This window comes from Sorangium sp. So ce836, from assembly GCF_028553905.1.
GTDB lineage: Bacteria > Myxococcota_A > Polyangia > Polyangiales > Polyangiaceae > Sorangium > Sorangium cellulosum_D.
In genome coordinates, this window is record NZ_CP102233.1 from 6,732,084 (window position 1) to 6,745,383 (window position 13,300).

Genomic DNA, 13,300 nt, shown 5'->3' on the forward strand with positions numbered 1-13,300 from the left:
CGCATCGAGGGGCGCGGCGCGGCGCCCCGCGCGCGAGCGGGACCGGCCCGATCACGCCTGGCCGAGCACGGGTAGCTCCGCCACCACCTCGCCGTCGATGCGGATGAACGCCAAGAGGCCTTCGTCCTCGTAGGCCAGCACGTCGAGCACGATCCGCTCGCACAGCGGCAGCACGTACAGCGCTCCGTCGTCCGCCATCACGGTCATGGATCGCGCAGGTGCGCTCGGCGTGAGCAGCGTCTCTGTGGTCCGTCGTCGCGCATCCATGTCGCTTGAGCTCCCAGGCTTGAATCGAGCTCCGGCCACCGCCGGCGCCGCGAGGCTAGAGGGCCTGCCCTCCCTCCCACCAAGCGCCTTCCGTGCCACCGCGCTCGCGCTGCAGCGTCAAAGCCGGCGGCGTCCCGCGACGACATATGGGTTTCGCCCCCGCCCGCGGCGCTCTGCCGCAGCCGCTCGCCCGCAAGCGGCGCCGCGCCCCGCCCGCAGCGGAGCGCTGCTTCCCCGGAGGACCGCGAGGACGCGATTTCGGGCCGCCTCCGGCCTCTCCGAGGCCGCGGCGCGCGCCGGGCCGCCCGGCCCGCGCGCGTTCAGCGCGTCCGGCGCGCGCTCCCTTCGTCCGGCGCCGAGGCCGCGGACAGGACCTTTCGCGCGAGCTTGGAAACACCGAACTCCATCGCGCTCGGATCGAGCCACGCCGCCTTCTCGTAGGGGGCGGCAAGCTTTGCCCGGCAACGCCACGGGGCCGCCACCTCGGCGCGCGCGACCGTCACGTCGAGCCGCCGGTGCGTGAGGATGTGGCGCACGCGGCCGACCTCGCGGAGCGGCGCGTCAGGCGCGACGCCGACCTGCTCGAGGAGGGCTAGGGCGTCCGCGAGCGCGCGCGCCTCGACCATGGGCGGCTCCCAGAGCCCGCCGAAGAGACCTCCGTCGGCGCGGCGGACGAAGAGCACGCGGTCGCCCGACCGCACCACCGCGGCGACCATCGCGACCGCCGGGACGTCGCGCTTCGGGGCGATCACCGGCAGCTCCGCCTGCCGTCCCTCGGCGCGCGCGGCGCACGCGCCGTCGACGGGACAGGCCTCGCAGCGGGGGTTGCGGGGCGCGCACACGGTCGCGCCGAGCTCCATCAGCGCCTGGTTGAAGCGTCCCGGATGAACGCTGCCCGCGGCGGCCCGCACGAGGCGTTCCGCGGCCGACCAGAGCTTGCGCGTGCCCGAGGTGCTGCGGATGTCGTCGTCGATCCCCTCGATGCGGGAGAGCACCCGGGCGACGTTGCCGTCGACGAGCGGCACCGGCTGATCGTACGCGATGCTCGCGATCGCGCCCGCGGTGTACGCGCCGACGCCGGGCAGGGCGAGGAGCGCCGGGACGTCGCGGGGGAGCGCGCCGTCGTGGCGCTCCGTGATCTCGCGCGCGGCGAGGTGGAGCACGCGGGCGCGGCGGTAGTAGCCGAGGCCGCTCCACAGCGAGAGCACGTCGTCGATCTCGGCGGAGGCGAGGGCGGAGACCGTCGGATAGCGGGCGAGGAAGCGCTCGTAGTACGGGATCACCGTCTCGACGCGCGTCTGCTGGAGCATCACCTCGCTCAGCCAGATCGCGTAGGGGTCGCGCGTCCTCCGCCACGGCAGGTCGCGCGCGACGCGATCGAACCAGGCCCCGAGGGCGGCGGCGATCTCCCGATCGCGCTCGCTCGGATCCGGCGGCGCCGGCGGGGGCGCGCCGTGCTCACCGGACGAGCCGCGGCGGCGCGGGGCGCGCTCCTGAGCCTGGCTCTGGCGTGCGCCCGAGCGCGAGCGCGAGGGCGACCGAGGCTTCGTGCTCACGCGCGCGAGGCCCGCCCTCTGCGCCATCGGCGCGGATTGCGCGCCTCGCGCCTCGCTTTGTGCGGATTGCGCGGCCGCCGCTCGCCGCGCGCAGAAAACGCTTCCATCGCGCGGGACTCTAGCGCAAGAGCCGACCGCGGTGTCGTCCCGGCGCCCCTGCCCCTCCCCGGTCGTCCCCAGGGCCGCGCGCCTCGGCGCCGCGTTGCTCCTCGGGCTCGTCGCGGCAGGCTGCCGCGAGGAGCCGCGCCCCTGGGAGGGCAAGCCCGGCCCCCCGGTGGTGCTCTCGGCCGCGCCGCCGAACGTGGCCGTCACGGTCGGGGCCGGCGGGCTGTCGGACGCGGACGCGGGACAGGGCGGAGGCGACGCCGGAGCGCCCGCGGATCCCGACCTGCCGGTCCTCCCGGTGCGCGTCGGCGGGCCCTGGGTGCGCTGCTACGGGAACTTCAAGATCAGCGGCAATCCGTTGAAGGACGTGACGCGCCTGTCGCTGCTCTGCGGCCCGGAGAACGGCATGCGCCGGGTCTCGCCCAAGCCGATCGAGGGGCAGGTGGCCGAGGGCGGGGCGATCGTGACGGAGAAGCTGCAGGCGCTCCGGGGCGCCTGCTACCGGGTGTTCGCCGTCGGCGGCCCCGGGATCCTCAACCTGGACGTCGCCGTGCGGAGCAGCCGCGGGGCGATGATCGCGAGCGACGGCAGCGAGGACGCATGGCCGATCGTCCAGCCGGATCGGCCTTTCTGCCCGCTCGAGGACGACGACGCCACGGTCGAGATCAGCGCCCGCCGCGGCGCCGGCCGGTTCGCGGCGGAGGTGTGGATGCTGAAGTCCTACAAGCGAGCGCGCGAGGGCGACGCTGGGGCGGAGTCCGACGAGCCCTACGAGATGAACGAGACCGACGCCTACGACGGGCTCTGAGCCGGCCGCGCGTCCCCCCGCGATCGCAGGCGCGCGGCCGCGCGCGCCCGTCCGTCGCGCCGCGAAGTTCTGTCCGGGTCACCACGACCTCCGGCCGCGCGGCCGGGGCGAAGGCCGAGCTCTCCTGCCCGCGAAGCGGCGCGCGAAAGGCTCCCCATCGTCATCAAAATCCGGCAGATCCATGGACCATGGCGCGACGCCGGCACCCTGCGCGAACCCCTGCATTGACGTGGCCGCCCCGTCCCGCTAGGGGAGCCCGAGCCATGGCCGACGACACCGAGCCGCTCCGCGAGGACGAAGGGGACAAGGTGGAAGGCGAAGGCGAGAAGAAGCGCCTCTTCGAGCGCGCTATCCCGGAGATCTTCAAGCGCGTGGTCGAGCGCGCCGTCGAGAGCGGCATCGACAAGCTGAGCGAGGGGCCCGAGAACCTCCGGCACTTCGTAGGCGACCTCAAGCTCCCCAAAGAGGTCCTCCACTACCTCTACACCCAGATCGACGAGACGAAGAACGGTCTCTACCGGGTCGTCGCCAAGGAGATCCGGGACGTGCTCGAGCACACCCAGTTCGCGGACGAGATCACGAAGGTGCTGACGAAGCTCTCCTTCGAGATCAAGACCGAGATCCGCTTCGTCCCGAACGAGGCGGCCAAGCGAGACGACGGCCAGGACGAGCCGAGGACGGGCCTGCCGAAGCCGGAGGTGAGCGCGCAAGTGAACGTGAAGGACCGAAGCAAAGAGACCGGGCGAGACCGGCGCCGCGAGGAGAAGTGACGACGAAGAAGCTTAGGACGGGCGGCGAGGTCGACGCCTGGTGTACCAAGTGCCGCCTCGATCTTACCCATCGCATCATCGCGATGGTCGGCGACGTGGTGAAGAAGGTCGAGTGCAAGACCTGCATGTCGCACCACCTCTACCGCCAGCCGAAGAGCGAGCGCGAGAGCCGCGCCGCCGCGCGCGCCGCGTCGCGGAGCAGCGGCGAGCCGAGGGCCGCGTCGGCCTCGACGCGCGGCGGCGGCGTGGAGCGCCTCACCGCCGCCCAGCGCGCCGAGCGCGATCAGACGCTCGCGTGGGAGCGCGCCATCGCGGGGAAGCCCTCCGGGGCGTTCAAGCCGTACCGCACCACCCTCACCTTCGGCGAGGGCGAGCTCATCCACCACAGCAAGTTCGGCGACGGCGTGGTCGCGAAGGTCATCGATCGGGGCAAGATCGAGATCCTGTTCAAGGACGGGCCCCGGACCATGGCGCACGGGCAGGCGTAGCGAGCTCCGCGCGGGCTTCCGGCGCGCGGCGCTGGCCGGCCGCGCTCGCTCGCCGCCCGGAACTTGGGGCTGCCCGCGCGATCGGGTAGCCTCCCGGTCGCCGTGGACAAGCCTTCGCCCCCTCCCGCCAGCGGGCCCCCGCGCAGGCGGCGGTCCCGCCCGCGCTTGCCCGAGCGCGCGCTGCGCTGCGTCGCGGTCTGCGCGATCGCCGTCGAGGCGCTCTGGTACGGCATCCACGAGGTCCCCGGCTTCGGCCCGGCGCTCGCCGACGGGGCGCGGGCCGTGGTCGGCCCGGCGCCCGTCGCGTGGGCCGAGGACGTGGCCTACGGCGTCGCCGACCGCGTGAACCAGGCCATCTACCGGCACGCGCCCCCGAAGACGTTCTGGGAGCCCGCGCCCGCCGCCGCGGCGGAGGCCGTGCGGGGCGAGGGCCTGGACGCGGAGGCGATCTCGTCCCCCTCGCCGTTCGCGCCGCCCTTCCGCGAGGTCGCGGCCACGGGGGACGGCGTCTGGACGCCGATCCCCGACGCCGTGCGGCCCGGCGACGCCCCGGTGCTCTGGCGGAGCGCCGTGCACCCGGATCCGAGGCGCGTGTTCGCGGCGATCGCCGTGGTGGCGATCGACCTCGGGCGCGTCGACCTCCGGCTCGTCGCGGGCACGAAGGAGCCGTTCTCGCCGGACGTCCCGGCCGAGCGCCGCCCCGGGCTCGTCCCCGAGGGCCACGCGCGAGAGCTCATCGCCGCCTTCAACGGGGGCTTCAAGGCGATGCACGGCCACTACGGGATGATGCTCGACGGCGACACGTTCCTGCCGCCGCGCGGCCGGGCGTGCACGATCGCCCTGTACCGCGACGGCGCCGTGCGGATCCGCACCTGGCCCGCGCTGCGCGCCGAGGAGGCCCGCATGGCGGCCTACCGGCAGACGCCGCCGTGCCTGGTCGAGCAGGGCGAGCTGCACCACGCGCTCTACGACTCGAACCGCGACTGGGGCGCGACCGTGAGCGGCGAGACGGTGATCCGGCGGTCGGCGCTCGGCGTCGACGCGGCCGGCAAGCTGCTCTTCTACGGGCTCGGCGAGGCCGTGACCGCGCGCACCCTCGCCCACGGGATGAGGGCCGCGGGCGCGCACGACGTGGCGGAGCTCGACGTGAACCACGCCTACCCCCGCTTCCTCCTGTACGGGCGCGGTGAGGGCGGCGAGGGGCCGCGCGCGCGGTCGGCGCTGATCCCCGACGTGCAGTTCAAGCCGGAGGAGTACGTGGCCGAGCCCGCGCCGCGCGACTTCTTCTACCTGCGGCGACGGCGGCCGGCGGCGACGCTCGGGGTCGCCGACCCGGCGCCCGTCGACGACGTCCTCGGCCGCGGCGGGCGGTGAGCCTCGGTCCACGGCGCCCCGGCCGGGCGCTCGCCGCGGTCGCTCCCGTCAGCGCCGGTCGAGCAGGTCGCGCACGCGCTGCGCCAGGGAGTCGGGGGTGAACGGCTTCTGCAGCAGCACGAGCTCGCGATCGGCCTCGGCGCCCGCGAGGACGTCCTCGGCGTAGCCGGACATGTACAGAACGCGCGTGCGGGGGTGGATCGCGAGGGCGCGCTCGGCGAGCTCGCGGCCGTTCATGCCCGGCATCACGAGGTCGGTGAGCAGGAGGTCGACCGCCTCCTCCCCGTCGCTCGCGAGCGTGGCGAGCGCCTCCTCGCCGGTCGCGGCCGACATCACGCCGTAGCCGCGCCGCTCGAGCACCTCGACGATGAGCCTGCGCACGGCGTCGTCGTCCTCGACGACGAGCACCGTCTCGTCGCCGCCGGCCGGCGGCGGCCGGGGGTGCGCGGGCGCCGCCTCGGAGCGGTCCTCGACGCGCGGCAGGTAGATGCGGAACGTCGTGCCGCGCCCGACCTCGCTCTCGACCTCGATGAGCCCGCCGCTCTGGCTCACGATCCCGTAGACCGTGGCGAGGCCGAGCCCCGTGCCCTTGCCGCGCGCCTTCGTCGTGAAGAACGGCTCGAACAGGTGCGCGAGCGTGTCGTGGTCCATCCCGTCGCCGCTGTCGGTCACCGACAGCACGACGTACGGGGGGCCGCCCGCGGCGGGCGCGTCGGCCTCGTCCCCCTCCGCGGGCACGAACGAGCGCGCCGCGGGGCTCTGGCCCGGCTCGCCGAGGGAGGTCTCGACCACGAGCATCCCGCCGCCCGGCATCGCGTCGCGCGCGTTCACGACCAGGTTCAGGAGCACCTGCTCCAGCTGGCTCTTGTCGAACTTGATCGAGCCGAGATCCCGGCCGACGTTCGTCCGCAGATCGATGTTCTCGCCGATGAGGCGCTGGAGCATCGTCTGCATGTCGAGCACCACCGCGTTGAGGTCGAGCACCTCGCGCTGCAGCACCTTGCGCCGGCTCATCGCGAGGAGCTGCCGCGTGAGCGCCGCGGCGCGCTCCCCGGCCTTCGTGACCTGGAGGGCGTCGCGCCGGAGCGCGCTCTCGGGCCCGAGCCGGCGCAGGATGAGCTCGCCGTAGCCGAGCATCACCATGAGCATGTTGTTGAAGTCGTGCGCGATGCCGCCGGCCAGCCGGCCGAGCGCCTCCATCTTCTGCGACTCGCGCGAGCGCTCCTCGCGCTGCCGGAGCGCCTCCTCGGCGCGCCGGCGCTCGGTGATGTCGCGGAGCAGGACGAGGGCGTGCCCCTCCAGGAACGGCATCGTGCGCGCCTCCACGTGGCGCTCTCCGCCCGCGCTCGGGACGGCGTGCTCGAGCGCGACGACGGCGCCCGTCTCGCGGGCCTCCAGGACCGCGCGCTCCAGCTGCTCCCCGAGCTCGCCGGGGAGCGCCTCCGCCACGCGCTTGCCGAGCGGCGCCTCGGGCGCGACGCGGAGCGCGGAGGGCCGCGGCTCGTTGCAGTCGACGATCCGGAGCTCGGCGTCGAGGCGGAAGCAGAGATCCGGGATGGCGCGGACGAGCGCGCGGAGCTCGCCCGCGGCGCGCGCGCTCTCCCGCTCGGCGCGCCGCCGCGCGACGCTCTGCCCGATCTGGCCGCCGATCGACGCGAGGACGAGGAGCAGCTGCTCGTCGCGGCGCTGCGGGGCGCGGCTCCTCAGCTCGATCACCCCGGCCGCGCCGTCGCCGCACGGGATCGGGGCGGCGCACGCCGCGCGCTCCCAGCTCGGCGCGCGCGCGGCGTCAGCGGAGGCGACGGCGCCGGCGCGGAACGCCGGCTCGCCGCTCCGGAAGACGTCGTCGACGAGCCCGTGCTCGGCGGAGGGGTGCGGCTCCTCGCGGAGCGCCGCCTCGATCGCCTCGCGCTCGAGGTGCGCCGCCGTCCGGGCCGCGACGCACCGGAGCGCGCTCGGCGCCGCGGCGGGCGGCGCGCAGCCCGCGGCGCTGGCCTCCGGCTCGGCGAGCCAGAGCGCCGCGACGTCCCAGCCGAGGTGCTCGACGAGCGCGTCGACCACGCGCGAGGCGGCCTCGGCGAGCGAGGCCGAGCCGGCCAGCGCGGTCGCCGTCGCGAGCAGCGCGGCCAGCCTGGCCTCGGCCTGCCGGGCGTCGGCAGGCGCGGCGCCGGCAGCGCCGGCCGCAGGCGCGGCCGCCGAGCCGGCGCCGTCAGGCGCCGCGGCGTGGATCGATCCCTCGAGCTCCAGATCGGCGTGGGACACGTGAAACTGCGGCGCCCCCATGCGCTCAGCCGCCGGTCTTCTCCGCGGCGCCGCTCTGCAGGTCGACCGACCAGCACACGGCGCTCGCCGAGGGCTCGCCGCCGGGCGGCCCCACGCTGACCTCGGCGCGCGCCGGGCCGACGGCCCGGATGTAGAGCCGCTGCCCGACGGCGTCGCGCCCGAGCGCGCAGACCGCGCGGCGCACCCGGGGATCGTCGGCCGCGACCTCCCCCTCGTCCTCGGCCGCCATGAACAGGACCTCGATCTCGGGCTTCAGGCAGGCGCCCATCTCGCGCCACGCGTCGTAGTCGACCGACGGATCGAGCACGTCGGCGAGCTGCCCGTGGCGGGCGCGCCCGACGCGGTAGCGGAACGCGTCGCGCTTCTCCGCGCGGAGCGCGGCCCCGATCCGATCGAACCGCAGCGACAGCGCGCCGAGCGCGGTGGCCATCTTGACGGTCGGCGCGCCCAGGTTCGCCTTGTCCGGCTCCTTGAAGCGGTGCAGCTGCACGCCCGCGGGCAGCACGCCGGCGAGCAGCTCCGCGAAGCGCGGGTTCATCCCGAGGCGCCCGGCGAGCAGGATCCGGAGCCCCTGGTACGGGTCCGGCTCGCGCCCGATCTTCGCCACCGCGCCGCCGAGGTGCTGCCGGAACACGTCGATCGCGTCGCGGAACCACCCGTCGATCGCGCCGCTCAGCGCGCCGCGGTCGATCGAGAGCGGCACCACGGAGCTCTCGCCGTCGAGCCCGACCAGCGCGAGCTGCTCCGCGACCGGCGCGCTCGGCCCCCCCTCGAGGAGGGGCCGCAGGAGCTCCTTGAGCGCCCAGGTGTTGGCGCGCGCGTCGGGCGACGGCGCGAAGAGGGCCTCCGCGTCGTCGAGCGGGCCCTCCTCGGGCGGGCGCTCGAACGGGATGCGGCGCTCGCGCATCTCGGCCTCGCTGGCCGCGTACACCCGGTAGGCAAGCCGGTGCAGGAGCCGCTCGCCGCCGAGCCAGGGGATCGCCGTGGGATCGAGGTACTCGACCATCCGCTCCAGCCCCTGCGCCGCCTCGTGGGCCTTCGCGCTCCGCAGGAGGCCGAAGGCGATCCCCGCCTCGCTGGCCCCGGCGTCGATGACGCAGAACGGGACGCCGCCGTCGCGCGGCTGGATGCCGAACATGCGGAACGCCTGGACGGCGTAGGCGATCGCCGACGGGCCCGCGTCGACGACCTTCAGCCCCTCGAGGTCGTGGTACTCGCAGAGCCCCGCGGGCAGGCTCCGGAAGAGGCCGCGGCGGAAGGCGATGAGCACGCTGGCGCGGCGCTCGGGCGACCAGCCCGTCGGCATCGTGATCGCGTAGCGCGTGGAGATGCCCCGCGAGCGCTGGTTCAGGTGCAGGCCGACGTAGTACGCGTAGAGCTCGATCGGATCGAACGGGTCGTGCGCGCCGATCCCTTCCTCGTCGATGACGGGCGGCGCCGGCTTCTTCAGCGCCTCGGTCGTGTCGGGGTCGCTCCGGCCGCGGAGCCGGAACGGCTCGCCGCGCTCGGTCCGCTCGCGCAGCAGCGCGAGGGCCGGGAGCGAGGCCGCGGCGCGCTCGTGGGCGCCCTCGCCGGGCCGGAGGCGCATGTCGCGCGCGGCGTGCCCGACCAGCACGTCGCCCCAGCGCGTCATCGGCAGGATCACCCGGTCGCGCCACGCCTTCGTGGTCCGGGCGAGCGCCTCGAACGCGACCTCGCTCGGGTTCTCGTTGTCGGCCGAGACCCGGAGCGGCCCGTCGGCGCCGATCCGGACGAACTCGGCGCCGCCGCGCTCTCCCCGGACGGCGACGGCCGTCGACGCGGCGCCGACGTCCACGGCGACCCAGTCGGCGCGCACGTCGAGCCGCGGATCGCGCCGCTTCACCTCGGGCGGGATCGGGTCCTTGTCGGTCTTGCCGGTGCGGCGGTGCAGCCCGACCACGCGGCCCTGCCGGAGGATGGCGATCGCCGTGGCGCCGAGGAAGCGCGCGCCCGTCCAGAAGCCCTGCGCGGGGTCGACCAGCGTCGTCCCCTTCACGGGATCGAGGTTCGCGACGACCTTCGGGAAGAAGTCCGCGATGAGCTCGGGCGAGGCGACCCCGTCGTAGCGCTCGACCTTGATCGGGGGCGAGTAGTAGTTCTGGAGCCCTTCGCCGTAGATGCGCGGGCTGACCTGGATCAGCTTCAGGTAGGGGATCGGGCAAGTCTGCTCGTCGAGGCGGAACTCCTGGTAGAGCTCGGACGGAGCGATCGCGTTCTCCATCTCGGGCGCGATGCGGGGGACGCTCGCGCTCATCTCGGTGCCGAAGTACATGAACTTCGTGCCCGCGCGGCCCGTGAAGGCGGCGAGCCTGACCTCGTTGAACGTCGCCTGCCCGACGATGAGCGGCGGCAACGCGAGCACGTAGTCGAGCACGAGCGTGGTGAGCCACGGCTGGTCGAACAGGCGCGATTCCCAGCGCATGACGAGCGTCGGGAACTCGCGGCCCACGAGCGACACGACCTTCTCCGCTTCGCGAACCAGGGTTCCGTCGACCGATAGCTCGTAAACCGGCATACGAGGGCGACGTTATCACGAAGAACCCCTGCGCCAGCCCCGCGGATGCGCGGAGCGGGGCTTTCATTCCGCCGTCGGCCGAAGGGCGCGCGCGGGGGGCTGCGTCGAACGGCGCGCGTCGCGCCGGGTGGCGGTCGGTGTGCGGGGCGGAGGTCCGCGTGCGGGTAGGCGGAAGCGGAAGCGGAAGCGGAGACGGAGACGGAGACGGAGACGGAGACGGAGACGGAGACACGACGGCGCGCCCGCCCGCTAGGGCGTAGGCTGCCCTCGGGCCACCGTGCTAGTCTGCCCGGGTGATTTGCTTCTCCGCACCGGGAACGCCGGCATGAGCGCGCTGGTCGGCGAGATCATCGACGGCAAGTACCGGATCGTCCGGCTGCTCGGCCAGGGGGGCATGGGGGCGGTCTTCGAAGGCGAGAACGTGCGCATCCGGCGCCGCGTCGCCATCAAGCTGCTGCACGCCAACATCTCGAGCCAGGCCGAGTCGGTCGCGCGCTTCGAGCGCGAGGCCCAGGCCGCGGCGCGGATCGGCTCCGATCATATCTGCGAGGTGCTCGACCTCGGCGTGCTGCCCGACGGCACGCGGTACATGGTCATGGAGTACCTCGAGGGCGAGACCCTCGGCGCCAAGATCGAGCGGGCGGGGCGGCTCGGGCCCGAGATCACCGTGCCGATCATGGTCCAGGTGCTCGAGGCGCTCGGCGCCGCGCACGCCGCGGGGATCATCCACCGCGACCTGAAGCCCGACAACATCTTCGTCATCCCCGTGAAGGCCGGGCTCAGCAACTTCGTGAAGGTGCTCGATTTCGGCGTCTCGAAGTTCTCGCCGCTCGCCGGCGCGGAGATGAGCATGACGCGCACGGGCGCCGTCGTCGGGACGCCCTACTACATGTCGCCCGAGCAGGCGCGCGGCTCCAGCCCCGTCGACCAGCGGACCGACATCTACGCCATGGGCGTGCTGCTCTACCAGGCGACGACCGGTCAGGTGCCGTTCGACGCGGCGACCTTCAACGAGCTGCTCTTCAAGATCGTCCTCGAGGCGGCGCCGCTCCCCCAGCAGCTCGTGCCCGACCTCGACGTCGAGTTCTCCGGGATCATCCAGAAGGCGATGGCGCGCGAGCCGGGGGCCCGCTTCCAGAGCTGCGCGGAGTTCAAGAGCGCGCTGCTCGCCTGGGCTGCGGCGCGGCCCAACCTTGCCTTGCTGAACACGGGGCGGACGTCCCTCCCGCGGCTGTCGCTGCCGTCCCAGCCCGAGGTGACGACGACCCCTCCGCCCCCCCTCCGCCCCGACACCCCCTCGTGGGGCCAGAACGGGCCTGCGGTGCCCGGCATGGGCCACACGCCGCAGCTGACCGCCAACTCGTGGGGCGCCTCGTCGGGCGTCACGGGCCGCGCGACGCGCCCCCCGTCCAGGATGCCGATCTTCGCCGCGCTCGCCGCGGCGGCCACCCTGCTCGGCGCGGGCGTCGCCGTCTGGCTCGCCTTCGGGGGCAGCGGGCCGTCGGGCGCGGCGACCCCGGAGCCGAGCGCCGTCAGCGCCACGGCCATCGCGACGCCCCCGCCGCCTCCGACGACCGCGACGCCGCCCCCGCCGGAGCCGCCGGTCGTCACCGCGAGCGCCTCGGCCGCAGAGCTCACGCCGCCGACGCCGCCCGCCACGGCCGAGCCGAGCGCCGTCCCGGCGGCGTCCTCGGCGCCGGTGAAGCCGCTCTCGCCGCGGACGCCGCCTCCCCAGACGAAGCCGCCGCCCGTGACGAAGCCGCCGCAGCAGGCGCCGCCGACGAAGCCGAGCGCGCAGCCCCAGAAGCCGCAGAAGCCGGGCGTTCCGGGCGACTTCGGCTACTGAGCGCGCGCGGGGCGCCCCCGTCAGAACGCGCCGCGCACCCCGAGCCCGGTGGGCGTCACGTAGGGGGCGACCCACGCCGAGCTCGACGGCTCCGGCTTGGACGTCAGCTCCAGCACGATCAGCGTCGCGCCGCCGAGGAGGAGCACGCCGCCCGTGATGAGGTTGATCGTGCCGGTCGTCTGCTGATCCGCGGCGTCCGCGTCGAGCTGCTTGATCCTCTGCTGGATCAGCGGACCGCAGCCCGCGCCGGGGCCTGCCTGCGACTCGCACCGGTACGTCTTGCTCATGTCGTTCGCTTGCTGCTGCGTCGAGCCGCCCTTCGCCAGGAACACCGAGCCCACCACGACCCCGCCGAGCCCGAGCGCCGCGGCCGCGATGCCCCCGCCCAGCATGAGCACGTTCGTCTTTCGCTCCGGCTTGCCCGGCGGACCTTCGGGGGGGACCTCGCCTGGGCCGCTGCTCCAGGTCCCCTGCCCCGCCCCCGAGGCGTCGGGCGAGGGCGGCATGGCCGGGCTCTCCGGGACCGGGATCTTCAGCTCCTTCCGCTCGCCGTCGCCGAGCGTGACCGCCTGCTCGATCGGCGAGAGGCCCGGCGGATAGACGGTCACCGCGTGATTGCCGGGATCGATCGGGCGGTGCACGCCGAGCAGCGCGTCCGCGACCGGCTGGCCGTCGAGCTTCACGGCGATCTTCCGGCCGGCGGCGCCCTCCAGCGCGATGCGCAGCGACGCGATCCTGGGATCGACCGCGGCGAGCTCCTCCCGCGCGTCCTGCTGGGCCTTCTTGAAGGGGGACGGCGCCGTGGGCGGCAGCTCCTCGCGGACGATCCGCAGGTACGTCTCCTTGGCCGCGACGAGCCGGCCGAGGCGCGTCTGCGCGCGCGCGATCAGCAGGAGGTGCGTCGGCGCGTGCACGAGCGCCTCTGCGCGACCGAGCAGATCGATCGCCTCGTCGAAGCGACCGGACGTGAACGCTTCGGCGCCCTGCGTGGCCAGCGACCGGGCCGCTGCTCTGTCCTGGTCCGACTGCGCGAGCACCTCGCCTGTCGGGAGCAGCAGGAACAGCGCCGCAGCGAACGGAACGCATCGTCTCAAGAGCACTCGGGCCTCCTCGCGCGCCACGCTATCACAGGCCGTCGGCAACGGAACAAATCAGCCCCCGCGGCGCCGCCGCCCTGCGCGCTGTCCGGTGTTTCGCGGCGCCTGCCCGCGGAGGCGCGCGGCGCGCGGGCCGCTCGGCGCGCTCCGCGGACCGGCGCGGCGGCGCG

10 protein-coding genes are annotated in these 13,300 nt (G+C 74.7%); 5 read left to right on the forward strand and 5 right to left on the reverse strand.

The features are described from left to right. Positions 1 to 51: 51 nt before the first annotated feature. Both NQZ70_RS24455 and mutY read right to left on the reverse strand, forming a co-directional pair. Positions 52 to 267, reverse strand: coding sequence for a hypothetical protein (locus NQZ70_RS24455; protein ID WP_044986107.1), 216 nt, complete (start codon positions 265 to 267; stop codon positions 52 to 54). A gap of 320 nt (positions 268 to 587) precedes the next feature. Next, a complete protein-coding gene (gene mutY, locus NQZ70_RS24460) occupies positions 588 to 1,823 on the reverse strand; it encodes an A/G-specific adenine glycosylase (RefSeq protein WP_237245573.1) in 1,236 nt (411 codons plus the stop codon). 139 nt (positions 1,824 to 1,962) lie between these two features. On the opposite strand from mutY, the gene NQZ70_RS24465 reads away from it, so the two are divergent. From NQZ70_RS24465 to NQZ70_RS24480, 4 genes are all read left to right on the forward strand, one after another. Next, positions 1,963 to 2,736 carry a hypothetical protein gene (locus tag NQZ70_RS24465; protein ID WP_129576348.1) on the forward strand — a complete coding sequence of 258 codons (774 nt, stop codon included), beginning with the start codon at positions 1,963 to 1,965 and terminating at the stop codon, positions 2,734 to 2,736. A 263-nt stretch (positions 2,737 to 2,999) separates the two neighbouring features. Next, positions 3,000 to 3,506: a hypothetical protein gene (locus tag NQZ70_RS24470; RefSeq protein ID WP_129576349.1), complete on the forward strand. Its 507-nt coding sequence runs from the start codon at positions 3,000 to 3,002 to the stop codon at positions 3,504 to 3,506. Next, entirely contained in the window at positions 3,503 to 3,994 is a 492-nt protein-coding gene (locus NQZ70_RS24475) for a hypothetical protein (protein ID WP_129576350.1), read from the forward strand. The genes NQZ70_RS24470 and NQZ70_RS24475 overlap by 4 nt, the downstream gene beginning before the upstream one ends. A gap of 165 nt (positions 3,995 to 4,159) precedes the next feature. After that, positions 4,160 to 5,368 (forward strand): phosphodiester glycosidase family protein, encoded by a 1,209-nt coding sequence (locus NQZ70_RS24480; protein WP_129581546.1) that lies wholly within the window; start codon positions 4,160 to 4,162, stop codon positions 5,366 to 5,368. Between the two features lie 48 nt (positions 5,369 to 5,416). On the opposite strand, the gene NQZ70_RS24485 is transcribed toward NQZ70_RS24480, so the two are convergent. Continuing rightward, positions 5,417 to 7,651, reverse strand: coding sequence for a PAS domain-containing sensor histidine kinase (locus NQZ70_RS24485; RefSeq protein ID WP_129576351.1), 2,235 nt, complete (start codon positions 7,649 to 7,651; stop codon positions 5,417 to 5,419). Between the two features lie 4 nt (positions 7,652 to 7,655). Further along, positions 7,656 to 10,187: a hypothetical protein gene (locus NQZ70_RS24490; protein ID WP_129576352.1), complete on the reverse strand. Its 2,532-nt coding sequence runs from the start codon at positions 10,185 to 10,187 to the stop codon at positions 7,656 to 7,658. A gap of 325 nt (positions 10,188 to 10,512) precedes the next feature. Between NQZ70_RS24490 and NQZ70_RS24495 the strand changes: the two genes are divergently transcribed. Beyond that, complete coding sequence (locus NQZ70_RS24495) at positions 10,513 to 12,033, forward strand: serine/threonine-protein kinase (RefSeq protein WP_129576353.1); 1,521 nt, start codon at positions 10,513 to 10,515, stop codon at positions 12,031 to 12,033. A gap of 20 nt (positions 12,034 to 12,053) precedes the next feature. Here the strand turns inward: NQZ70_RS24495 and NQZ70_RS24500 are convergent, their stop codons facing one another. Further along, a complete protein-coding gene (locus NQZ70_RS24500) occupies positions 12,054 to 13,133 on the reverse strand; it encodes a tol-pal system YbgF family protein (RefSeq protein WP_129576354.1) in 1,080 nt (359 codons plus the stop codon). Positions 13,134 to 13,300 lie beyond the last annotated feature (167 nt).